The sequence below is a fragment of the uncultured Nocardioides sp. genome, from assembly GCF_947488025.1.
Lineage (GTDB): Bacteria > Actinomycetota > Actinomycetes > Propionibacteriales > Nocardioidaceae > Nocardioides.
On record NZ_CANKYS010000002.1, the window covers coordinates 413,243 to 436,474 of the forward strand.

General features: G+C 73.6%; 20 protein-coding genes. 4 read left to right on the forward strand and 16 right to left on the reverse strand.

What is annotated here, in order from left to right; all coding sequences use genetic code 11:
- Positions 1–86: 86 nt before the first annotated feature.
- From Q1B24_RS05370 to Q1B24_RS05380, 3 genes are read right to left on the reverse strand one after another with little or no spacing between them, the layout of a single operon-like run.
- Entirely contained in the window at positions 87–2,309 is a 2,223-nt protein-coding gene (locus tag Q1B24_RS05370; RefSeq protein WP_299924343.1) for a [protein-PII] uridylyltransferase, read from the reverse strand.
- 25 nt (positions 2,310–2,334) lie between these two features.
- The gene (locus tag Q1B24_RS05375; protein WP_210438240.1) at positions 2,335–2,673 is read right to left on the reverse strand and encodes a P-II family nitrogen regulator; all 339 of its coding nucleotides are present in this window, start codon (positions 2,671–2,673) and stop codon (positions 2,335–2,337) included.
- Positions 2,670–4,001, reverse strand: coding sequence for an ammonium transporter (locus Q1B24_RS05380; protein ID WP_299924353.1), 1,332 nt, complete (start codon positions 3,999–4,001; stop codon positions 2,670–2,672). The genes Q1B24_RS05375 and Q1B24_RS05380 overlap by 4 nt, the downstream gene beginning before the upstream one ends.
- A 213-nt stretch (positions 4,002–4,214) precedes the next feature.
- Here Q1B24_RS05380 and Q1B24_RS05385 point away from each other — a divergent pair, with 213 nt between their 5' ends.
- Positions 4,215–5,159 carry a rhamnan synthesis F family protein gene (locus Q1B24_RS05385; RefSeq protein ID WP_299924356.1) on the forward strand — a complete coding sequence of 315 codons (945 nt, stop codon included), beginning with the start codon at positions 4,215–4,217 and terminating at the stop codon, positions 5,157–5,159.
- Positions 5,149–8,169, forward strand: coding sequence for a glycosyltransferase (locus Q1B24_RS05390; protein WP_299924359.1), 3,021 nt, complete (start codon positions 5,149–5,151; stop codon positions 8,167–8,169). The genes Q1B24_RS05385 and Q1B24_RS05390 overlap by 11 nt, the downstream gene beginning before the upstream one ends.
- An 84-nt stretch (positions 8,170–8,253) precedes the next feature.
- Here Q1B24_RS05390 and ftsY read toward each other — a convergent pair whose 3' ends face one another.
- The 5 genes from ftsY to smc form a co-directional block, all read right to left on the reverse strand.
- Entirely contained in the window at positions 8,254–9,408 is a 1,155-nt protein-coding gene (gene ftsY, locus Q1B24_RS05395; protein ID WP_299924362.1) for a signal recognition particle-docking protein FtsY, read from the reverse strand.
- Positions 9,409–9,421: 13 nt separating this feature from the next.
- A complete protein-coding gene (locus tag Q1B24_RS05400; RefSeq protein WP_299924364.1) occupies positions 9,422–10,336 on the reverse strand; it encodes a class I SAM-dependent methyltransferase in 915 nt (304 codons plus the stop codon).
- A 68-nt stretch (positions 10,337–10,404) separates the two neighbouring features.
- The gene (locus tag Q1B24_RS05405) at positions 10,405–10,581 is read right to left on the reverse strand and encodes a hypothetical protein (RefSeq protein ID WP_172259152.1); all 177 of its coding nucleotides are present in this window, start codon (positions 10,579–10,581) and stop codon (positions 10,405–10,407) included.
- A gap of 103 nt (positions 10,582–10,684) precedes the next feature.
- Positions 10,685–11,140, reverse strand: coding sequence for a thioesterase family protein (locus tag Q1B24_RS05410; RefSeq protein WP_299924369.1), 456 nt, complete (start codon positions 11,138–11,140; stop codon positions 10,685–10,687).
- The gene (gene smc, locus Q1B24_RS05415) at positions 11,137–14,691 is read right to left on the reverse strand and encodes a chromosome segregation protein SMC (protein WP_299924372.1); all 3,555 of its coding nucleotides are present in this window, start codon (positions 14,689–14,691) and stop codon (positions 11,137–11,139) included. Before smc ends, Q1B24_RS05410 begins: the two co-directional genes overlap by 4 nt.
- 127 nt (positions 14,692–14,818) lie before the next feature.
- Between smc and Q1B24_RS05420 the strand changes: the two genes are divergently transcribed.
- On the forward strand, positions 14,819–15,457 hold the full coding sequence (locus Q1B24_RS05420) for a hypothetical protein (RefSeq protein ID WP_299924375.1): 639 nt from the start codon (positions 14,819–14,821) through the stop codon (positions 15,455–15,457).
- 17 nt (positions 15,458–15,474) lie between these two features.
- Here the strand turns inward: Q1B24_RS05420 and Q1B24_RS05425 are convergent, their stop codons facing one another.
- Positions 15,475–16,581, reverse strand: a complete 1,107-nt coding sequence (locus tag Q1B24_RS05425) for an alanine--glyoxylate aminotransferase family protein (RefSeq protein ID WP_299924378.1) — start codon at positions 16,579–16,581, stop codon at positions 15,475–15,477.
- A 28-nt stretch (positions 16,582–16,609) separates the two neighbouring features.
- The gene (locus Q1B24_RS05430) at positions 16,610–17,971 is read right to left on the reverse strand and encodes an FAD-linked oxidase C-terminal domain-containing protein (protein ID WP_299924380.1); all 1,362 of its coding nucleotides are present in this window, start codon (positions 17,969–17,971) and stop codon (positions 16,610–16,612) included.
- 59 nt (positions 17,972–18,030) lie between these two features.
- Between Q1B24_RS05430 and Q1B24_RS05435 the strand changes: the two genes are divergently transcribed.
- A complete protein-coding gene (locus Q1B24_RS05435; RefSeq protein WP_299924383.1) occupies positions 18,031–19,095 on the forward strand; it encodes a methyltransferase domain-containing protein in 1,065 nt (354 codons plus the stop codon).
- Between the two features lie 6 nt (positions 19,096–19,101).
- On the opposite strand, the gene Q1B24_RS05440 is transcribed toward Q1B24_RS05435, so the two are convergent.
- The 6 genes from Q1B24_RS05440 to Q1B24_RS05465 all read right to left on the reverse strand — a co-directional run bounded on the left by Q1B24_RS05440 (position 19,102) and on the right by Q1B24_RS05465 (position 23,147).
- Positions 19,102–20,346 carry an MFS transporter gene (locus Q1B24_RS05440; RefSeq protein ID WP_299924386.1) on the reverse strand — a complete coding sequence of 415 codons (1,245 nt, stop codon included), beginning with the start codon at positions 20,344–20,346 and terminating at the stop codon, positions 19,102–19,104.
- Between the two features lie 59 nt (positions 20,347–20,405).
- Positions 20,406–20,600 carry a hypothetical protein gene (locus tag Q1B24_RS05445; protein WP_299924389.1) on the reverse strand — a complete coding sequence of 65 codons (195 nt, stop codon included), beginning with the start codon at positions 20,598–20,600 and terminating at the stop codon, positions 20,406–20,408.
- A 93-nt stretch (positions 20,601–20,693) separates the two neighbouring features.
- Positions 20,694–21,575, reverse strand: a complete 882-nt coding sequence (gene mutM / locus Q1B24_RS05450) for a bifunctional DNA-formamidopyrimidine glycosylase/DNA-(apurinic or apyrimidinic site) lyase (RefSeq protein ID WP_299924392.1) — start codon at positions 21,573–21,575, stop codon at positions 20,694–20,696.
- A gap of 3 nt (positions 21,576–21,578) precedes the next feature.
- Positions 21,579–22,328, reverse strand: coding sequence for a ribonuclease III (rnc, locus tag Q1B24_RS05455; protein WP_299925114.1), 750 nt, complete (start codon positions 22,326–22,328; stop codon positions 21,579–21,581).
- Positions 22,329–22,335: 7 nt separating this feature from the next.
- On the reverse strand, positions 22,336–22,521 hold the full coding sequence (gene rpmF, locus Q1B24_RS05460; RefSeq protein ID WP_129454709.1) for a 50S ribosomal protein L32: 186 nt from the start codon (positions 22,519–22,521) through the stop codon (positions 22,336–22,338).
- A 59-nt stretch (positions 22,522–22,580) separates the two neighbouring features.
- Positions 22,581–23,147 carry a YceD family protein gene (locus Q1B24_RS05465; protein WP_299924404.1) on the reverse strand — a complete coding sequence of 189 codons (567 nt, stop codon included), beginning with the start codon at positions 23,145–23,147 and terminating at the stop codon, positions 22,581–22,583.
- Positions 23,148–23,232 lie beyond the last annotated feature (85 nt).

Sequence of the window (23,232 nt, forward strand, 5' to 3'; positions counted from 1 at the left end):
TCAGGGTGGAGCACGGTCTGGTACGACGACCAAGACTAACGGCCGCACCCCGTCCGGGCTCAGCCGACGAGGTCGACCCCCCGAGGTCAGCCGCCGAGCGCGGTGCGTACGGCGTGGGCGGCGGCCGCGGCCCGCTCCTCCGTCGGGCGCACCCCGCCGACCTCCTGGACGTAGAAGACGTCCACCGCCTGCGGCCCGAGCGTGGAGACGTGGGCGGAGGCGACCGTCAGCCCCAGCCCGGCAAGGGTGGTGAGCACGCGGTGGACCACGCCGGGGCGGTCGGAGGTGCGGATCTCCAGCACCAGCGAGGCGCGGGAGGCGTCCGGACGGACCTCGACGATGGGGGGCAGCTCGCCGTCCGGTCGCGCGGACAGGTCGGGGAGCCGCTGGGTCCCCTCGACGACGCGCCTGATCCGCTCGCGCACGACGCTGGCGTCGAGGTAGGCGTCGGGCACCTCCCACGCGCTGACGGCCCACTCGCCCTCGGCGTCGACCTGCGACCAGGCGCGGGCGGCGTGCACCGGCACCCGCAGCGCGGCGAGGCCGCCGGCGACGTCGGCGAGCAGGCCGACCCGGTCGGCTGCGACCACGGTGACGGTGGCGCCCACCTCGTGCGGGGTGACCTCGACCGACACGGCGGTCGGGTCACGGCGTACGGCGTCGGGGACGGGCAGCGACCCGACCGGGGCGACCTGCGCGATCTCGGCGCCGAGCGCGTGGCCGGCCCGGGAGACGAGACGGTCGACCAGGGACGCCCGCCACGTGGTCCAGGCCGCCGGTGAGGCCGCCCTGGCGTCGGCCTCGGTGAGGGCGCGCAGGAGCTCGAGGCTGGCCGCGTCGGGGACGTGGGTGAGCAGCTCGGCGGTGGTGGCGGGGTCGTCGGGGTCGCGGGTGGTCGCGAGGTCCGCGAGGAGGAGGTGCCACCGCACGAGGGACGCGACCACCTCGGCGTCGAGGTCGGTGAAGCCCATCCGGGCCACGACCTTGCGGGCCAGGGGCTCGCCGGCCACCGAGTGGTCCTGCAGCGAGCCCTTGCCGATGTCGTGCAGCAGGGCGGACACCAGGAGCAGGTCCGGCCTGCGGACGGTGCGGATCAAGGCCCCGGCCTCCGCGCACGTCTCGACCACGTGACGATCGACGGTGAAGCGGTGGATCGCCGAGGCGTGCGGGAGCAGCCGGATCTGCTCCCACTCGGGCAGGAACGTCTCGATGCCCTCGACCTCGTCGAGGGTCTCCCAGACCGGCAGCAGCCCCGACCCGCTGGCGAGCAGGCGGACCAGCGCGTCACGGGCGGGAGCCGGCCACGGCACGGGCAGGGGGGCACCCTCCCGCACGAGGCGGGCGGCGGTGGTGGGCGCGAGCACCGCGTCGCGGCTCGCGGCCTCCGCCGCGGCGCGGAGCAGCAGCGTGGGGTCGTCACCCGGTCGGGTGCCGGCGTCGAGGACGACCTCGCCGCGCGAGAGGGCGATGCCGGGGGCGATCCGCTCGAGGGCGGGCGTGCGGCGCCCCCGCTCCCCCGTCGACCGGGCCATCACGGCGTCCGTACGCCGCCACGCCAGGCGTGACAGGTGCCCGATGCGGCGCCCGAGCGAGCGCACGTGGCGCTGGGCCGCCCCGGCGTCGGCGAGCCCGAGGCGCTGGGCCAGCGGCTCCCACATCTCGGGCGCGATGCGGTCGGCCGGTCGGCCGGCGAGGTCCTGCACCTCGTCGCGGACGTCGAGGAGCATCTGCCGCGCGGCCTCGAGCGCCGGGGTGGAGGCGTCGACGAGCCAGCTGGCCTCGATCGCCTTCAGCACGCCGGCGTCCCGCAGGCCGCCCTCGGCCTCCTTCACGTCGGGCACCGAGGCATGCGCGAGCTCGCCGGTGACGTCGTGGCGCTTGCGGGTCATCACCTTGAGCTCCGGGAGCCGGGTCCGGGCCTGCCGGCGCCAGTCGGCCAGCATCGTCGTACGCAGCCGGAGGCTGAGCCCCGGGTCGCCGGCGAGGTGCCGGGCGTCGAGCAGCCCGAGCGCGACCCGCAGGTCGGTCGCCGCCTCGAGCACCTCGCCCATCGAGCGGACGGAGTGGTCGAGGCGGCGCCCGGAGTCCCACAGCGGGTACCAGAGGGTGGCACCCAGGTCGCCGAGGTCGACCCCGTCGTCGTGGACCAGGACGACGTCGAGGTCGGAGTGCGGGGCGAGCTCGCCCCGGCCGTAGCCCCCGACGGCGACCAGGGCCACCCCGGTGACGGGCCCGCCGGAGGCGGCGTACGCCTCCCGGCAGAGCTCGTCGGCCGAGGTGGCCCTGGTCTGTCGATCTGCTGCGGTCACTGGAGGATCCCCGAGAGGGTCGCCATCAGAGCGCGGACGCGTCCTGCTCGCCGGTGCGGACCCGGACGACGGTCTCGACCGGGCTGACCCAGACCTTGCCGTCGCCGATCCGACCCGTCTGCGCGGTCTTGACGACGATCCCGACGACGTCGTCGGCGTCGGCGTCGTCGACGACGATCTCGATGCGGATCTTCGGGACGAGGGCGATGTCGTACTCCGCCCCGCGGTAGACCTCGGTGTGGCCCTTCTGGCGGCCGTAGCCGCTGACCTCGGACACGGTCATCCCGGCGACCCCGAAGGTCTCGAGCGCCTCGCGGACGTCCTCCCACTTGTGCGGCTTGATCACCGCGGTCACGAGCTTCATGCGCTGGCTCCTTCGGTCTTGGTGTTCGTGGCGGTGGGTGCGGCGGCGGGCGCGGTGGAGGCCGCAAGGACGCTGCCGCCGCCGCTGGTGCCACTGTGCAGGTCGTACGCCGACTCGCCGTGCGCGACGAGGTCGATGCCGTTGACCTCGTCCTCCTCGTCGAGGCGCAGACCCATCGTGTACTTGATCGCCAGGGCGATGAGGGCGGTCAGGACGCCGGAGTAGATGACCGCGACGACCACACCGAGGGTCTGGTCGCCGAGCGAGCCGAACCCGCCGCCGTAGAGCAGTCCGTCGACCCCGCCAGCGCCCTCGGCCGTGGAGAACACGCCGATCAGGACGGTGCCGACGACGCCGCCGACCAGGTGCACGCCGACCACGTCGAGCGAGTCGTCGTAGCCGAGCTTGTACTTCAGGCCCACGGCCCAGGCGCAGACAGCACCGGCCGCGAGGCCGATCGCCACGGCACCGGAGAGGTTGACCGCGCCCGCGGCGGGGGTGATCGCGACCAGGCCGGCGACGATGCCCGACGCGGCACCGAGGGACGTGGCCTTCTTGTGGATCAGCCGCTCGACCAGCAGCCAGCCGAGGATGGCGGCCATGGTGGCCAGCGTGGTGTTGGCGAAGGTGCGGCCGGTCTCGGACATGAAGCGCTCGGTGAACGCCTCGCCCTCCTCGCCGGCGAAGACGATCGAGCCGACGTTGAAGCCGTACCAGCCCATCCAGAGCAGACCGGCGCCGAGCATGGTGAGCGTCAGGTTGTGCGGGCGCATCTGCTCGCGCGGCCAGCCGATGCGCTTGCCGAGCAGCACCACGAGCACGAGGGCCGCGACGCCGGCGTTGATGTGGACCGCGGTGCCGCCGGCGTAGTCCTGGGCGCCGATGCGGCCGCAGACGAGCGAGTCCTCGGTGCAGCTGAAGACCATGTGGGCCATCGGGAAGTAGACGATCACGGACCAGAGCGGGACGAACACCACCCAGGCGGAGAACTTCAGCCGGTCGGCGACCGCGCCGCTGATCAGCGCGGCCGTGATGATCGCGAAGGTCATCTGGAACATGACGCCGATGTAGGTGTCGGTGGTGACGCCGTCGAGCCACAGCAGCTCGAAGGGGTTGGCGAAGAAGGTGCCGTCGCCGCCGAATCCCATCGACCAGCCGACGGCGACGTAGAGGATGCCGACGATGGCGGCAGCCACGTAGGACATCATCATCATGTTGAGCACGGACTTCGACCGCGACATGCCGCCGTAGAACAGGGCCAGCGCGGGCACCGTCATCATCAGGACGAAGGCAGTCGCCACCAGCATGAAGGCGTAATAGCCGTCCACAGGACCTCCAGAGTTCGAGCACGAAACGAAACGGGGTGGGCACCCGGGCCATGACGCCGGTGTCATGACGGTGCCCACGTGTTGACCCGCAGCCTGTGCGGGCGAGGTTTCACCGGGCCGCGACGGATGTTGCGTGCACGCAACGGAATGGACCCTCGTGTTACGGGTGTGTGAACGGATCGACGCCGGACGGCGCCTTGTTAGGGTTCGGCCGTGTCCAGACTGGCCGTGATGGCGCACTACGACGTCGCCGGGGAGCTGCGGCCCCACGTGCGTGGTCAGGTGGAGGCGCTGGCCGCGTCGGTCGACACCCTGCTGGTCTGCACGACGGCCGACCTGCAGGACTCCGCGCGCGCCTGGCTCAACGAGCGGGCGGTCGTCGTGGAGCGGGCCAACTACGGCTACGACTTCTTCAGCTACAAGGTCGGCCTCGACGCCGCCGGCGACCTCTCGGCCTACGACGAGGTCGTGGTGTGCAACGACACCTACGTGTTCGCCCTCGACTCCTACGCCCCGGTCTTCGACGAGATGGCGACCCGCCCGTGTGACTTCTGGGGTCTCACCGCGGCCGAGCGCCTCGCGCCGCACATCCAGTCCTTCTTCGTCGCGTTCCGGCCGTGGGTCGTCTCCTCGCGCGCGTTCACCGCGTTCTGGGAGGAGATGGAGCCGATCTCCAAGCGTCGGCAGGTCATCCGGCGCTACGAGATCGGGATGTCGAAGCGCCTCTACGACGCCGGCTTCGTCTCCGACACCTACTTCGTCGAGACGTCGGAGGACCGGCGCATCGCCCGCGAGCGGATGCGCTGGTGGGCCGCGCACCGCTCCCACTTCCCCCGCACGCGCGCCGAGGTCCGCGAGTGGCGCGAGCGGGCCAACGAGCCGTGGAACCCCGCGCGCAGCCTGGCCGACCGGGTGCTCGACGACGCCCGGCTCCCCTACGTCAAGATCGACACCCTGCGCTACGACCCCTACAACCTCGACGCCAAGCGACTGCTCGAGCTCTGCGAGCGCCGCTTCCCCCAGCGCTTCGAGGGCGTGCGCGACTTCCTCGAGGAGACCGCGCAGTACTACCCGCTGCGCGACACCGAGCGGTTGCTGCCCACGCCACTGGCCCTCGAGCCGCTCTTCCCGAGGGTGAGGTACTCCGATGCGCGGTGAGCGTCGCCGTCCGAGCCAGGTGCGGCTCGACGACGCCGCCGAGGTGATGGTCGCCTCCGGGCTCGTCGACGTCGACTACGTCGCTGCCCAGCTCGGCGCCACGTTCGGCTCGCCCCTCGAGGCGGCCCGCGCCGTCGTCGCGGCGGGTGACGTCTCGCCCCACCCGCTCTTCGAGGCCCAGTGGATCGGCCGCCGCCGCTCCTGGCAGCGCGCGGGCCAGCACCCCGTGCTCTGGTACGTCGCCGAGCGCCGGCGCCGCAACCGCATCGCGCCCCACCCGCTGGTCGACCCTCGGATCATCTTCGCGGCCTACCCCGAGGCCCGGCACCACCCCTACGGCGCACTGTCCTACTGGCTCTCGGCGTCCGGGCCGGGCACCCCGTTGCCCACGCGCATCCTGCCCCGCAAGGTCTCGTGGTCCACCTACCGTGCCGCCGCCATCGACGCCGCGACGCAGTGGCGCGAGGAGGTGGTGCGGGAGCGTCCGCAGCTCGTCGGCCCCACCCCCGCACTCCCCGACTCGCTGCGAGCCTCCCCTGCGGTGACCTCGCCTGCGGTGACCTCGCCTGCGGTGACCGTGGTGATGGCCGCCCAGGACACCGGCCCGCTCGTGCACCGCACCGTGGCCTCGCTCCAGGCGCAGTCCTTCACCGACTGGCACCTCGTGGCCGTCGACCGCGGCTCCGTCGACGACACCGCCGCCGTGTTGCAGGGCGTGGCGGCCTTCGACGACCGCATCACCGTCGTGCGCGAGTCGCGCTGCGGGGAGGCCCGCGCCCTCAACGTGGCACTCGAGCACGGCACCGCCGAGCACGTCGCCTTCCTCCCGCTCGGGCGCGAGTGGCTCCCCGACATGCTCGGCGACCTGCTGGCGCACGCCCACGACAGCGGGGCGGCAGCGGTGGTGGCGGGCGCCGGGGCGGTGGCCCGCTCGCGGCACGAGCTCCTCGGCGGGCGCCCGGTCGACCTCGCGACCGCGCTCCTGCGGCGTGACGCCGTCAAGGACGTCGGCGGCTTCGACGAGGGCCTCGACGGGGCGGTGGAGCGCGACCTCGTGCTGCGGCTCACCCGCGACCACGAGCCGCTCGCGGTCGACGTACCCGTCCTCCGGCGCCCCGATCCCCCGCAGACCGGGTTCGCCGACGACTGGGACTCCGTCGTCCTCGAGCGCCAGCTCGTCGACTGGGACGCCGCCGCGACCCGCGCGACGGACGAGGCCGTGGTCAGCCACGTCATGCCGCTGGGGCCCGAGCCGCGGCGCACCGTGGAGTGGCTCGGCTCCGTGCCGCGCGAGGGGGCGGAGCTGGTGCTCGTGGGCGTGCGCATGCGCCGGGCCCACCACGTCCTGGCCGCCTCGATCGCCACGGTGATCTCCGGCGCCCGCTTCGTCTCGGTCCCCGCCCCGGTCTCGATGTCCGTCGCCACCAACGTCGGCCTCGCGCACGCGACCGGCAGCACGGTGGTCCTGGTCCGGCCCGAGGCGATGCCGCCGCGCCAGCCGATCGCCGAGCGGCTCGCGGGCGTGCTGCGCGAGCCCGGGGTCGGCCTGGTGCAGCCGCTGGTCGTCGACCTGGACGGCGTCGTGCTCAGCGCCGGTGCGCGCTTCAGATCCGACAACCCCCACCCCGAGCTGTTCCTGGCCGGCCTGCCGACCAGCGACGCCCTCCGGATCGGCTGCTGCGAGATCCCTGCCCCGGCCGGGCCGGTGGTGGCCCTGCGCACCGAGACGGCCGTCGCGCTGGGCGGGCTCGACGCGCGCTACCACTCCGCCCTCGCCGAGACAGACCTCGGCCTGCGGGCCCACCGCGCGGGACGCGGGGGGTCGGTGCTCGTGCCCGACGCGGTGATCACCTCCCGCACCGCCTACGCCGAGCCCGAACGGCTCATCGGCGCCATGTCGTCGTTGCGCTCCACCGTCCTCGCCGGACCGCCCCCGCCGGCCGACCAGTCGCGAGACCGGCTGCGCGCAGCGGGCCTCGAGGTCACCGACGAGCGGAGCCGGCGGGTCGCCGCCGACCCCGAGGACCGGACCGCACCGTCGGTCCTGGTCCCCGAGCTCGTCGTGCGGGCCGTCGAGGGCATCCGCGAGTCGCCCCCACGCCTGCGGTGGGCCGTCGACATCGCCGCGCCCGCCGCCCAGCGCGGCGACCGGTGGGGCGACACCTACTTCGCACGCTCGCTGGCCGACGCCCTCGAGCGCCGCGGTCAGCACGTCGCCGTCGACCGTCGCGACGCCCGGCAGCGCGACTCACGCGACCACGACGACGTCCTGCTCGTGCTCCGGGGCCTGGACCGCGTCACGCCGCGACCGGGCCTGCTCAACGTGGAGTGGATCATCAGCCACCCCGACATGATCACGCCCGACGAGGTCGCCGGCTTCGACCTCGTGTACGCCGCCAGCACGAGCTGGTCCGAACGCGTGAGCCGCGAGTGGGGCACGCCCGTCACGTCGCTGCTGCAGTGCACCGACACCCGCTGGTTCCACCCGGACCGGGCCGAGCCCGACACCGGTCCGGCGCTCCTCTTCGTCGGCAACTCGCGTGGCATCTACCGGTACGCCGTCCGCAGCGCCCTCGCGATCGGCGCCGACCTCACCCTGCACGGCAACGACTGGACCGACTTCGTCGAGCGCGACCAGATCGCCTCCGGCGGCGTCGACAACCGTGAGGTCGGCGTGCTCTACGCCTCGGCGGGGATCGTGCTCAACGACCACCACCTCGACATGCGGCGCGACAGCTTCGCCTCCAACCGGCTCTTCGACGCTGCCGCCTGCGGCGCCCGGATCCTCAGCGACCGCATCGACGGCCTCGAGGAGATCTTCTCCGGCCTGGTGCTGCCCTTCGACAACGAGCACGAGCTGGCGCGCCTGGTGGAGCCGCCCTACGACGCCTTCCCCGACAACGCCGCCCGGCGCGAGATCGCGACCCGGATCATCGCCGAGCACAGCTTCGACAAGCGCGCCGAGACCCTGATCGACGACGCCGTGCGCGCGCTGCTCGCGCGCCGCTGACGGCGTACGAGCTCCGTGCAGGCCCCGGAGGGCGGGTCGTCAGGCCCTCCCTGAAGATGTCGGCCCGTGCAGGGCCTGACAGGTTCAGCCGAGCAGGGCGTCGACGAACGCGGCCGCGTCGAACGGCGCCATGTCGTCGGGGCCCTCGCCGAGACCGACGAGCTTGACCGGCACGCCGAGCTCACGCTGGACCTGCACCACGATGCCGCCCTTGGCGGACCCGTCGAGCTTGGTGAGGACGATGCCGGTGACGTCGACGATCTCGCTGAAGACGCGGGCCTGGATGAGCCCGTTCTGGCCGGTGGTGGCGTCGAGGACGAGCAGCACCTCGGTGACGTCGGCCTGCTTCTCGATGACGCGCTTGATCTTGCCGAGCTCGTCCATCAGGCCGGCCTTGTTCTGCAGGCGGCCGGCCGTGTCGACGAGCACTGTGTCGACGCCGTTGTCGACGCCCTGCTTGACCGCCTCGAACGCGACGCTGGCCGGGTCACCGCCCTCCGGGCCGCGCACGACCTCGACGCCCACGCGCTCGCCCCAGGTGGCGAGCTGGTCGACCGCGGCAGCGCGGAACGTGTCGGCGGCACCGAGGGTGACCGACAGGTCCTCGGCGACCAGGATGCGGGCGATCTTGCCGACGGTAGTGGTCTTGCCGGCGCCGTTGACGCCCACGACGAGCACCACGCCGGGCTTGCCGTCGGTGCCGGTCACCTGCACGCGGCGGTCGAGGTCGGTGCCGACGAGCTCGATGAGCTCCTCGCGCAGCACCTCGCGGGCGTCGGGCGAGGTGCCGCCCTCGACCCGCAGGCGGGTGCGCAGCCGCTCGACGAGGGCCTGGGTGGGCGCGACGCCGACGTCGGCGGTGAGCAGCGTGTCCTCGATCGCCTCCCACGTGTCCTCGTCGAGGCGCTCACGGCTGAGGAGCGCGAGCAGCCCCTTGCCGAGCCCGCCCTGCGAGCGCGAGAGCCGCTGCCGCAGGCGCACGAGGCGCGACGCCGTGCTCTCCGGCTTCTCGACGACCGGCTCGGCCGGGGCCTCGACGACCGGCTCGGCGGTGTCGACCGCCGGCTCCGGCGGTGCCCCGGTCGCGACGTCGGACTCGGTCGGGGGCGGCGCGATGACGTCGGTGCGGCCTGTGGGCGGCGGCACCTCCTTGCGCCGGCGTCCGGACGTCAGCAGCCCGGCGAGCGTGAGCACGCCGACGACCGCGATGGCGATGATCAGATAGAGCCAGTCACCCATGGGGCCAATCCAATCAGAGGGCCACGACGCGCCGGAGGCGGGTGAGCACCCCGGCCTCCCGACGAGGGTCCTGGACCGCCAGCCGAGCCCGCAGGTCGTCGCGCTGGGCGACGAGCCGGTCGGCCCGCTCACGCTCGCGCGCGAGCCAACCCTGGGCCTTCGCCAGGTCGGCGAGCACCGCGTCGAAGGCGGCGGTCAGCCCGGACCCGGCGCCTCCGGCCAGCATCGGCGAGGCGGTCCCCTGCCCCGGGTGCACCACCCACACGACCTCGTGGGGCATCAGCCGGAACCACCGCACCGCCGACTCCCCCACCAGCGCCGGCGGGGTGACCCGCACCGACGCCAGGCCGGCGTCCGCGAGGCGCGAGTCGAAGTCGTCGCCGTACCAGCGCACGTGGTCGTGCTGGCCGAAGCGCCGGGTGCGCTCCTCGGGCGTCGCCGAGGGGTCCTCGTCGGTCGCGACGCCGGTCCTGATGGGCACCTCGAGCAGCGCGATCCCGCGCGGGCTGAGCACCCGCGAGATCTCACGCATCGCCGCGCAGTCGTCCGGGACGTGCTCGAGCACGTGGTAGCAGACCAGCAGGTCGACCGAGCCGTCGCGCAGCGGGAGGTGGGTCAGGCTGGCCAGCGCGTCGACGTCGCGCGCGTCGTAGCCGGCGTCCAGGCTGACCCGGCGGCGGGCCTCGAGCCGGTGGAGCAGCACCTTCGATTGCCGCGAGGGCGCGATCTCGACCACCGTGTCGAGGTCGCGCAGCTCGGGCGACAGGACGCCGAGCAGGAGCGAGAGGAAGCGGTGCCGCTCGAGGCTGCCGCACCGGGGGCACTTCGCATCCGGACGCCCGTCGGGCCCGGGCCGGAAGCTGCGCGACACCATCGTCCCGCAGGCCGCGCAGTAGCCCGTGGGGACGTCCTGGCGGGAGCCGGTCACCTCTCGCACGCTAGTCCGCGGGCAGGCCGCCGCGAGGCGCCACGCCGGGGGTCACCCGGTCGCAGGGGTCAGACGCGGGACTCGGAGTCCTCGAGCGTCGGCAGTGCGTCGACACCCTTGCGCATGGCGTCGCCGAGCTGGGGAGCGACCGGCATCTCCTCGCCACGGTGCGGGTAGGCGACGTACACAGCCACGGCCGCGGCGACGAGCACGCCGAGGGACATCATCAGGACGATCGCGAGCACGGGGTTCCTCCGAGGTGGGCCGGGCGGTTCTCCTCCACGGTGGCACACGACAGGTGGCCGTCTCGCGTCGGCGCCCGCCCCGGGCGCGTCGGGGTGAGGACGCTCACCCCTGCGGGCGGAGCAGGGGTACGACGGCCGCGCGCACGACGTCGGGCATCGGGGTCGCCGGCCGGCCGCCGGCGCCGCGTGAGTTGTCGACGTCCACGTGGACGAAGCGTCCCTCGGCGGCCGCCTCGTCGGACGCGCCCTGGAACAGGCCGATCCGGTAGACGATCGAGCTCGTCCCCACCTTGTCGACCACGAGGCCCATCTCGATCGGGTCCGGGAAGCCGATCTCGCGGAAGTAGCGGCACCCGGTCTCGGCGACGACCCCGATCTGCGGCAGCGCGCGCACGTCGACCCCGGTCGCCTCGTAGAGGTAGGCGTTGACCGCGGTGTCGAACAGCTCGTAGTAGGTCGCGTTGTTGAGGTGCCCGTAGGCGTCGTCGTCGCGCCAGCGGGTCGTCGCGGTGCGCCACGCGACGTAGTCGGAGCGCGTGGGGCGGGGGGTGCGGCTCACGCGGACTCCGCGTCACGGAGTCGCTGGCTGATCACGGCCGAGACTCCGTCGCCGCGCATCGTGACGCCGTAGAGGGCGTCCCCGACCTCCATGGTGCGCTTCTGGTGGGTGATGACGAGCAGCTGCGAGTTCTCGCGCAGCTCCTCGTAGATCTCCAGCAGGCGGCCGAGGTTGGTGTCGTCGAGCGCCGCCTCGACCTCGTCGAGGATGTAGAACGGCGACGGCCGTGCCTTGAAGAGGGCCACCAGGAAGGCGACCGCGACGAGCGACCGCTCGCCGCCGGACAGCAGCGAGAGCCGCTTGACCTTCTTGCCCGGCGGGCGGGCCTCGACCTCGACGCCGGTGGTGAGCATGTCACCGGGGTTGGTGAGCACCAGGCGCCCCTCGCCCCCGGGGAACAGCCGGGCGAAGGTCTGGTCGAAGGCCTTCTCGACGTCGGCGTAGGCCTCGGTGAAGACCTGCTCCACGCGGCTGTCGACCTCGCGGACGATGTCGAGGAGGTCCTTGCGCGTGCGCTTGAGGTCCTCGAGCTGCTCGGTGAGGAACTTGTGCCGCTCCTCCATCGCCGAGAACTCCTCCAGGGCGAGCGGGTTGACCCGGCCGAGCATCGACAGCGCACGCTCGGCGGACCGCAGGCGCTTGACCTGCTCCTCGCGGACGAAGGCGGTGGGCTCCGGCGGCTCCTCCCCCTCGGGCACCTCGCCGGTGAACGGGATCGGCGTGGTCGGGCCGTAGTCGCCCACCAGGCCGTCGGGGTCGAGCCCGAGCTCCTCCAGCGCACGCTCCTCGAGCTGCTCGATGCGCATCTTCTGCTGGGTGCGGGCCATCTCGTCGCGGTGGACCGAGCTGACGAGCTCGTCGTGCTCGCGACCGAGGTCGCGCAGCCGGGTGCGCACGGCCATCAGCTCCTGCTCGCTCCCCTGCCGGGACTCCTCCACGGCGGCGCGCTCGTCGGCGGCCAGCATGACCGAGCGCTCGAGCTGGTGGAGGACGACGCGGACGGCGGACGCCACGGCCTCGGCCGCCCGGCCCTCGCGGATCAGCCGCTCCCGGCGCTCGGCGGCGCGGGCCCGCGACTCGCGCTCGGCCTGCGCGGCGCGCAGGAGGGAGTCGGCGCGACCGTGGAGCGCTCGGGCCCGCTCCTCGGCGGTGCGCAGCGCGAGGCGGGCGTCCATCTCGGCCTGCCGGGCGTCCCGGGCCGCCGCGGCGAGCCGCTCGCGCTCGGCGGTGTCGGGCTCCTCGTCGGTGACGTCCTGGGCGGCCGCGAGCCGCGCCTCGAGGTCGACGAGCCCGGCGAGGGCGGCCTCGCGGGCCTCCTGCGCGGTGGCGATGGCGCGCTCGAGCCGCTCGGCCTCGCCCTTGGCGGCGCGGGCCTGGGAGCCGTACTGACCGAGCTCCTCGGCCACGGCGGCGAGGGTGGCGTCGGACTCGTGGAGCTTGGCGAGGGCGACGTCGACGCGCTTGAGGGCGTCGTGACGGGCGGCCTCGAGGCGGGAGATCTCGAAGCCGAGCCGCTCGGCGGAGGCGGTCGCCTCGGCGAGCCGGGTGCCGGCCTCGTCGACGGCCGCCTGGATCTCGATCAGGCTCGGCTGGCTGGACGAGCCGCCGGCCGCGAAGTGGGCACCGAGCAGGTCGCCCTCGCGGGTCACGGCGACGACATCGGGGAGGTCGGAGACCAGCCGCCGGGCGGCGGGGAGGTCGTCGACGACGGCGACCTGGTGGAGCAGCCGCACCAGCGCGGGGCGTACGTCGTCGGGCGCGGACACCACGTCGACGGCGTAGGCCGCGTCGTCGGGGAGCGCCGGCCAGTCGCGGTCGGCGGCCGGTGCGCCGCCGAGCAGCATCCCGGCGCGACCGAGGTCGTCGTGCTTGAGGTGGGCGATGGCGTCGACGGCCGAGCCGGCGTCGGACACGACGACCGCGTCGGCGGCGGCGCCGAGCGCGGCCGCGACGGCCGTCTCGTAGCCGTGGTCGACGTCGAGGAGCGCCGCGACCGAGCCCAGCAGTCCTCCGACCTCGTCGGTCGCGGCGAGCAGCGCCCCGGCGCCGTCCTTGCGGTTGAGCCCGATCTCGAGCGCGTCGCGACGGGCGACGAGGCCGGCGCGCTCACGCTCGGCCTGCTGGGCGTCGTCGCGGGCCTTGGCGAGCTGCTCCTCGATCTCGTCGAGGGCGGCCACCGCGTCCTCGTGCTCGGAGTCGAGGCCCTCCTCGCCCGCGTCGAGGCCGGCGACCCGGGTCTCGAGGGCGGTGAAGTCGCGCTGCGCCCGGTCGGCGCGCGTGACGGCTTCCTCGCGGGCATCGGTGAGCCGCTGGATCTCCGCGTCAGCCGCCTCCGAGCGGGACGTCAGGGCGTTGACCTGGCCGGTGAGCCGGGCGAGCCCCTCGCGCCGGTCGGCGGCGGCGCGCTGCAGGCCGACGATGCGCTTGTCCTCCTCGGCCGCGGCCTCCTCGGCCGCGCGCTTGGCGACGACGGCAGCGTCGAGGGACGCCCGCTGCTGCTCGACCTGCTCGGCGATCTCGGCCTCCTGGCGGCGCACCCGCTCGGCCTGGGCCTCCAGGTCGTCGGGGTCGCGCCCGGAGTCGACGGTGTCGCCCTCGGCCGCGCCGGCGGCGTTGCGGATGCGCTCGTCGGCGAGCGAGGCCGTGCCGCGCAGCCGTTCCTTCAGGCCGGACAGGGCGAACCAGGTCTCCTGCGCGGCGGCCAGCCGGGGCAGGTCGTCGCGCAGCGTGGCCTCGAGCCGTGCCTCCTGCTCGCGTCCCGCGGCGACCTGGGCCTCGACCTCCTCGCGCCGCTCGAGCAGCACCGACTCGTCGGCGAGCTCGGTCTCGAGGGCCGTACGGGCGGTGACCAGGTCGTCGGCGAGCAGGCGGGCGCGGGCGTCGCGCACGTCGGCCTGGACCGTCTGCGCCTGACGCGCGACCTCCGCCTGGCGCCCGAGCGGCTTGAGCTGGCGACGGATCTCCGAGAGCAGGTCGGCGAGGCGGGTGAGGTTGCCGTCGGTCGCGTCGAGCTTGCGGAGCGCCTTCTCCTTGCGCTTGCGGTGCTTGAGGACGCCGGCAGCCTCCTCGATGAAGCCGCGGCGATCCTCCGGGGTGGCGTGCAGGATCGAGTCGAGCTGGCCCTGCCCGACGATCACGTGCATCTCGCGGCCGATGCCGGAGTCGCTGAGCAGCTCCTGCACGTCGAGCAGCCGGCAGCCGCTGCCGTTGATGGCGTACTCCGAGCCGCCGTTGCGGAACATCGTGCGGCTGATCGTGACCTCGGCGTAGTCGATCGGCAGGGCGCCGTCGGAGTTGTCGATGGTCAGCTGCACCTCGGCACGACCGAGGGGCGGACGTCCGGACGTGCCGGCGAAGATGACGTCCTCCATCTTGCCGCCGCGCAGGCTCTTGGCGCCCTGCTCACCCATCACCCAGGCGAGCGCGTCGACGACGTTGGACTTGCCGGAGCCGTTGGGGCCGACGATGCACGTGATGCCCGGCTCGAGCTGCATGGTCGTCGAGGACGCGAAGGACTTGAACCCCTTGAGGGTCAGGCTCTTCAGGTACAACGCGGGCTCCTCACCGGGTCGAGAGACGGCCACTGACAACTGGGGAAGCTCAGCGCGGCTCACCCTACGACACAGGTCGCCGACGGAGGCCGTTGCGCGCGGCGTGGCACCCGGCCATGCTGGGGCGATGCGGAGCCCGCTCGCACCCCTGGCAGCAGCCCTGTTCGTCCTCGCCGCGCTCCTCGCGCCCTCCCCCGGCACCGCCGCACCGGCACCGCCCCAGCCGCTGACGCGCCAGGACCTCCTCACGGTCGAGGACCACATGGTCGTCCACCCCGACATGCGCGACCCACTGCGCACCGTCATGCGGTCCCCCGTCTTCGCACCCCGCGGCTGCGAGGACCGGGGCGCGGTCGTGCGCGGCAGCAGCCGGATCCAGGGCAGCGTCTCCCCGGGTGTGCGTCGCCGCTCGGTGTCGCTCGTCGACCAGAACCTCGTCCGCTTCGACTCGGTGCGCCAGGCCCGCGCCCTCCTGCACCGCTACCGCGACTTCAGCAAGCGCTGTGTGGGCGACGTCGACACCGACGACGGAGAGGGCAGCGACGTCCGCCTCAAGAACCGTGCCTGGTTCCCCCCGCTGGTCGGCGACGAGTCCGCCGGGATGCTGATCGGCTGGTTCTCACGGGGGTCCGTCGACTGGCGGCGCGTGCTGGCGGTGCGGGTCGGCCGCACCGTCTCGGTGCTCGACGTGAGCTACACCGACGTACGCCCGCCGGCGCGCGGCGTCCTCGCGCTCGGCCGGCTGGCGGTCGGTCGCCTGCGCTGACCGGCCGGCGATCCGGGTCACGCACGCCCCAGGACGTCCTCCAGCGCCGCCAGCACGAGGAGCACGGCGTCGGGTCGGGCGTTGCGGCCCATCAGGCCGATGCGCCACACCGTGGCGGCGTACTCCCCCGCCCCCGCACCGATCTCGATGCCGTGGCGGTCGAGCAGCTCCGTGCGGACGGCCGCGGAGTCGACGCCGTCGGGCACGCGGACCGTCGTGAGGTCGGGCAGGCGGCTGCCCTCGGCGGCGAACAGCTCGAGTCCCATCTCCTGGAGCCCGGCCTGGAGCGCGTCGCCGGCCTCCTGGTGACGCGCCCACACGGCCTCGAGCCCTTCCTCGAGGATCCGGGTGAGACCGCCGTGGAGGCTGGCGACCATCGCCGTGGGTGCGGTGTGGTGGTAGGTCCGCTGGCCGCCCTTCACGCCGGCCTCGCCGACGTAGCCGCCGAGCATGCCGAGGTCGAGGTACCACGAGCGCGGCTTCTCGACGCGGCGCTCGAACGCGCGGTCGTTGATGGTGAACGGCGCCAGGCCGGGGGCGACGCCGAGGCACTTCTGGGTGCCGGCGTAGCCGATGTCGACGCCCCAGTCGTCGGCGCGCAGCTCGATGCCGCCGATGGACGTGACCGCGTCGACGAGGAGCAGGGCGTCGCTCCCCTGCGAGCGGAGCCCGGCGCCGAGTGCGGCGATGTCGGAGCGGACGCCCGTCGAGGTCTCGGCGTGCACGGCGGCGACGATCGCGGGTGAGGGGTGCGCGGACAGCACGCGGTCCACGTCGACCGGCTGGCCCCACTCGTGCTCGACCGCGACGACCTCGGCACCGCAGCGCGCGGCCACGTCGGTCATCCGCTGGCCGAAGAGCCCGTTGACCGCGACCACGACGACGTCACCCGGATGGACGGTGTTGACGAACGCCGCCTCCATCCCGGCCGAGCCCGTGGCGCTGAGCGGCAGCGTGCGTGCGTTGTCGGTGCCCCAGACGGTGCGGAGCATGCCGCAGGTCTCGTCCATGACCCGGAGGAACTCCGGGTCGAGGTGCCCCAGCAGCGGCTCGGCCAGGGCGCGGGTGGCCTCCGGGTAGGGGTTGGAGGGGCCGGGACCGAAGAGGTGGCGCTCGCGGATCATGGGACCGAACCTAGACGACCCATCGGCCTCACAGCACCGCCCCCGGGTTGAGGATGCCCGCCGGGTCGAGGGCGTCCTTGATCCGCCGGGACAGCGCCATCACGTCCTCCCCGAGCTGGTCGGGCAGGGCAGCCTTCTTGGTACGCCCCACCCCGTGCTCGCCGGTGATGGTCCCGCCGAGCCGGATCGCGGCCTGCAGGATGTCGTCGAAGGCGGCGCGCGCCCGGCGCTCGGAGTCCGCGTCGGCGGCGTCGTAGACGATGATCGGGTGGGTGTTGCCGTCGCCCGCGTGGGCGACGGTGGGGATCTCGACGTCGTGGCGTGCGGCGATGTCCGTGACCGCGGCCAGGAGGTCGGGCAGCAGCGGCACCGCTGCCCCGACGTCCTCGAGCAGCAGGCTGCCGCGGGCCTCCACGGCGGGGAACGCCATCCGCCGGGCCTCGACGAACATCTCGCCCTCGGCCGGGTCGTCGGTGAGGACGACCTCGGTCGCCCCGGCCGCGACGCAGGCCGCCTCGACGGCCGCGATCTCGGCGACGCGGGCCTCGCCCGGGGCGTCGGACTGCACGACCAGCAGCGCCCCCGCCGTCCGGTCGAGGCCGCGCGGGGAGAAGTCCTCGACCGCGTTGATCGTGGCCCGGTCCATCAGCTCCATCATCGAGGGCCGCAGCGTACGGCGTACGGCGACGACGGCCTCCGCCGCAGCCACGACCGAGGCGAACGACGCCACGAGCGTCGCCGGCGGGAGGGGCAGCGGCACCAGGCGCAGGATCGCCCGCGTGACGATGCCGAGCGTGCCCTCCGACCCCACGAACAGCTTGAGCAGCGAGAGGCCGGCGACGTCCTTGATCCGCTTGCCGCCGAGGGTGACCAGGGTGCCGTCGGCGAGGACGACGTCGAGGCCGAGGACGTAGTCGGTGGTGACGCCGTACTTCACGCAGCACAGGCCGCCCGCGTTGGTGGCCACGTTGCCACCGATCGAGCAGATCTCGTAGGACGACGGATCGGGTGGGTACCAGAGGCCGTGCTCGCGCGAGGCGACCTTCACCTCGGCGTTGAAGGCACCCGGCTCGACGACCGCGACCTGGCAGTCGGCGTCGATCTCGATCGCCCGCATCCGCTCGAGGCTCAGCACGATGCCACCGTCGACGGCACTGGCTCCGCCCGAGAGGCCGGACCCGGCTCCGCGCGGCACGACCGGTATGCCGTGCCGGGCCGCCCACCGCACCGCGACCTGCACCTGTGCGGCGTCCTCCGCACGCACCACGGCGGCCGGGGTGCCGGCCCCGACGTCGCGCGACCAGTCGTGGCGGTAGGTGGCGACCGTGGCCGGGTCGGTCGCGACGACACCGTCGGGCAGGGACTCCACGAGCTCGGCGAGGGCATCCACGCGCCCATCGTGGCACGGGTGCGGAGGTTCGGCCGGACGACGACCTAGGGTCGGCAGGCATGAGAGCCGCACGCCGCGCCCGGATCCTGGGCGACGCCGACCTCGGGCAGGGGCGGTGCCTCGAGATCGGCCCGCTCGCCAACCCGGTCGTCAGCCCGGACGTCGCCGACGTCCGCTACGTCGACGTCGTCGACCGCGCGGGCCTGGTCGCCCACTACGACGGCAACCCGGCCGTCGACCCCGACGCGATCCCGGAGCAGCACTACTGGCTCACCCGACCCGACGGCACCGTGTCCACCCTCGCGGAGGCGGTCGCGGAGGGTGCGCCCTTCCAGCACGTCGTGGCCAGCCACGTCATCGAGCACGTGCCGGACATGCTCGGCTGGCTGCGCGACGTCGCACAGGTGCTCACCTGGGACGGTGCTCTGCTCCTGGCCGTCCCGGACCGCCGCTACTGCTTCGACGTGCACCGCTCCCCCACGACCGTCGGCCAGGTCGTCCAGGCGCACCTCGACGGCGACCGCACGCCCTCGGTGCGCGCGGTGCTCGACCACTTCATGCGGGCCGTCGACCTGTCGGCCGAGCAGGCGTGGGCCGGTGTGCAGCCCCCCACGCAGGGCCTGCACCCGATCGACGACGTCCGGCGCCACCTCGCGCGGCAGCAGGCCGGCGACTACGTCGACTGCCACGTCTGGCCGCTGACGCCCCGGGGGTTCGCCGACCTGATGGACGACCTGCTCGCCCTCGGCCAGGTGGACTTCGCCGTCGAGCGGCTCACGGCCACGCGGGTGGGCGAGCAGGAGTTCTACGCGACCCTGCGACGCCTCGACCGCAGGCGCGAGCCCGAGGTCGCCGCCGAGGAGGCGCGGGCCGCGCTCGGCCGGTTGCGGGCCGAGCTGCCCGACGAGTCGCCGGCCGCCCGCGACGACGACCTGGTGCCCGCCCACCAGCTGGCCGACGTGGAGCAGCGGCTGGCGGAGACGCGTGAGCGGCTCACCCGGGTGCGAGCCGCACGCGACCGTGCCCGACGGCAGCGCGACCGCGCGGTGGCGGCCGGGTCCTCCGTTGGCGCCGACCGGCCCGGCGTGCTCACGCGTCTCGAGCGGCGCCTGCGCCGCCCCTGACCCCGGTCAGGCCGCGGCGGTCGCTGCCTCGTCGGCGTGGGCGATCTGGGCGAGCGAGCGCCACACCAGCGCCAGCGTGACGCCCGAGCCGGCGAAGGCGAACCACCACGGCGCGGTCAGGCCCCACTCCCGGGCGATGAGACCGCCGAGCAGCCCGCCCAGGAGCATCCCGCCCATGACGCAGACCATGTAGACCGAGCCGACGCGCCCCTGGAGCTCCTGGGGCACCGCTCGCTGGCGTACCGCCTGCGACAGCGTCCCCCACACGAAGGCGTACGCGCCGAAGAAGAACATCAGGGGGTACGCCGCCCACGGCGAGGTCGTGAGCGCCATGGCGAGGTGGAAGAGCACCTCGGCCAGCAGGACCGCCCGCATCAGCGTGGCCAGGGGCACGAGCCGCTCCAGACGGCCGTAGGAGAACGTCGCGAGCAGGCCGCCCAGCGCAGCCGCCGAGGTGAGCAGGCCGAACCCGGCCTCCCCGATCCCGACCCGCTCGAGGGCCCACAGGACGAGCACCGACCACGGAGCCGCCCAGGTGACGTTGAAGACCACGATGATGACGGCCAGGGTGCGCACGGGCGGGTTGGCCATCAGCCAGCGCACCCCGTCGACGATGTCCTGCCGGATGTGGGTGTCCACGTCGCCGCGCACCGCGCCCGGCGGCGTGCCGATCCGCGACACGAGCACCACCCCGGCGGCGATGCAGGCGACGGTGAGCACGAACGGCCACACCATGCCCACCGAGAACAGCAGTGCCCCGACCGCCGGCCCGACCAGCTGGTTGCCGGTGATCATGCCCGCCATCAGCCGCGAGTTGGCGATGCCGAGGTCGCGCTTGTCGACCAGCATCGGCGTGAGGGTGCCCGCCGTGGCGTCGACGAACGTCTCCGCGGTGCCGAGGGCGAGCATGGCCACGATGACCAGCCCGATGTCGACCTGCCCGGTCGCGATGACGACGCACAGCCCGGCCAGCACGAGACCGCGCACCGCGTTGGCGGTCATCATGACCAGGCGCCGGTCCAGCCGGTCGGCGAGCGCGCCGGCGACGAGCCCGACGAGCAGCCACGGCACCTGGAGGGCGATCATGGCCGCCGCGACGAGCAGCGGGTCGCGGGTCTGGGAGGCGACGAGCAGCGGGCCGGCCGCGATGAGCACGCCGTCGCCGAGGTTGGTCACCCACGACGACCCGACGAGCCAGCGGAACCCGGTGCCGAGCCGGGAGGGGAAGACGGTCTCGACGAGGCGGGTCACAAGCACGTGACCCTACGTGCGCGGCCGCCCCACTGCACCGCGATGTCGAGGGGGCGGGGTCAGACGGGCTGGAGGTCCTCGACGAGGAGCTCCGCCTCACGGGCGGCGGTCGCCAGGCGGTCGTTGTCGGCCTGGAGGCGCAGCACGAGCGCCTCGAGGTCGACGACTCGACGCCGGAGTCGGCGGTTCTCGACGGCGAGTGCCGTCGTGGTCCGCGCATCGCTGTTCAGATGACCCAACAGCGCCTTGGCCATGGGGAACCTTTCGACAAGGACGGATCGACGGGCCGGCGAACCGGCCGTCTACAAGAGTCCCACCGCTCCGGCGGCGGGTCAATGCGACCGTGCTCAGCGCGCGCGGGGCGGGCGCTGGCAGCGCGGGCAGAAGAACGACGACCGGTTCATGAAGGCCACCCGGCGGATCGGCGTGCCGCAGCGGCGGCACGGCTCCCCCTCCTGGCCGTAGGCGTCGAGCGACCGGTCGAAGTAGCCGGACTCGCCGTTGACGTTGACGTAGAGGGCGTCGAAGGAGGTGCCGCCCTGGGCGAGCGCCTCGCCCATCACGTCGCGGACGTGGCCGAGCAGGCCGCGCAGCACCGGGCCGGTGAGCCGGTCGCCCGGCCGCTCGCCGTGCAGGCGCGCGCGCCACAGCGCCTCGTCGGCGTAGATGTTGCCGACCCCGGAGACCAGGCCCTGGTCGAGCAGGAGCCGCTTGACGGCGGACGTACGTCGTCGCGCGCGGCGTACGAACTCGTCGTCGTCGAACGCGGGGTCGATCGGGTCGCGGGCGATGTGCACGATCTCGGTCGGCAGCTCCGCGCCACCTGCCGAGACGACGAGGCCGCCGAACATGCGCTGGTCGACGAAGCGCATCTCGATGCGGCCGCCGCGTCGTCCTGAGCCCGTCGAAGGGTCGGCCGTGACGAGCGCGAAGCGCACCCGCAGGTGGCGTTCGTCGGGGGCACCGGGCTCGTGGAGGAGCATCTGCCCGCTCATGCCGAGGTGGCCCAGGAGCGCGTCGCCACTGGCGAGCGCGAGCCAGAAGTACTTGCCGCGGCGGCGCACGGCGACGATGCGCTGCCCGACCAGGGCGGCGGCGAAGCCGGTGGACCCGCGGTGGTCGCGACGGACGGGCCGGGGGTGGAGCACCTCGACGGCCTCGATGGTGGCGCCGACGACGTGGCGCTCGAGGCCGGCGCGGACGACCTCGACCTCGGGGAGCTCGGGCACGGCTCAGGCGTCGGAGCCGGTGACGGCCTGCGTCACGGCCGGAGTGACCTCCGGCGCGGGCCGCCCGTCGGCGTGCGCGGCCTCGATCTCACGGTAGGCGGTCTCGGCGGCGCCCTGCTCGGCCTCCTTCTTGGAGCGGCCGTTGCCGTTGCCGAGGACCTGCTCGCCGACGCGGACCCGCGCGACGAAGGTCTTCATGTGGTCGGGGCCGTCGTCCTCGATGAGGTACTCCGGCACGCCGAGCCCGAGGTCGGCGGAGAGCTCCTGCAGGGAGGTCTTCCAGTCGAGGCCGGCGCCCATGGACGCCGCAGCCTCCATCACCGGGTCGAAGAGCAGGTGGATGACCTTGGCCGCCTCGTCGATGCCACCGCTGAGGTGGATCGCACCGATCACCGCCTCGACGGTGTCGGAGAGGATGGAGGCCTTGTCGCGTCCGCCGGTGGTCTCCTCGCCGCGACCGAGCTTGATGTGCTGGCCGAGACCCATCTGCCGGGCCACGTCCGCGAGGGCGCGGGCGTTGACGACCGCCGCCCGCAGCTTGGCCAGCCGGCCCTCGCTGAAGTCGGGGTGGGCGCGGTAGAGCGTCTCGGTCACCACGACCCCGAGCACGGAGTCCCCGAGGAACTCCAGGCGCTCGTTGGTCGGGATCTGCCCGTTCTCGTAGGCGAACGAGCGGTGCGTCAGGGCACGCTGCAGCAGCTCGGGATCCAGGACCGGATCACCGAGCGCTGCGCGGAGCTCGTCGGTGGTCAGAGGACGATCAGAGAACTTGGCGACGGTCGGCCTTGGCGCCGTACTGGCCGCACTGGCCGCACGCGCGGTGCGGGAGGTGCTTGGAGCCGCAGGCGGGGTTGGCGCACGTCACGAGGGTCGGCGCGACGGCCTTCCACTGCGAACGGCGGTGGCGCGTGTTGCTGCGCGACATCTTCCGCTTCGGAACAGCCATGGTGGTCTCCTACTAACGTGTGGCTTGCTTGCTTCTCCGCCCGGGGATTTCCGGTGGAGTCAGTCCTGGGGGTCGTGCTGGATCTGCTGCAGCCCTGCCCAGCGCGGGTCGATCGGCGCGTCGTGCGCATGGTCCGGGTCGTCCGCGAGTCGCGCACCGCACTCGGTGCACAATCCCGGGCAATCGTCCATGCACAGCGGCTGGAACGGTAGTGCGAGCACCACCGCGTCCCGCAGCAGGGGCTCGAGGTCGAGCAGGTCGTCCTCGAGCCGGCTGGTCTCGTCGTCGAGGTCACGGTCCTGGTGCTCCGTGGCCTTGTCGTGCTGGTCGGGGTAGACGTAGAGCTCCTGCAGCGTCACGTGGACCTCGTCCTCGATCTGCTGCAGGCACCGCACGCACTCCCCCTCGAGCGCGGCCGTGGCCGTGCCCGTGAGCAGCACGCCCTCCATGACCGCCTCCAGCCGCAGGTCGAGCTCGACCGGCGATCCTTCGGGGACAGAGAGGACTTCGATGCCAAGTTGTGCCGGCGCCGGAACGGAGAGCTCGAGCTCACGCTGGGACCCCGGGCGGCGGCCGAGCTCGCGAGTATCGAGCACGAGCGGCGCCCTCGGGTCCAGGCTGTTCACGACGAGCTCCCACATCTGGACACCAACACAACCTCGGAATCGTATCCGCCGCCCCACCGACGGGGCAAAACGACCCTCGGCTCGC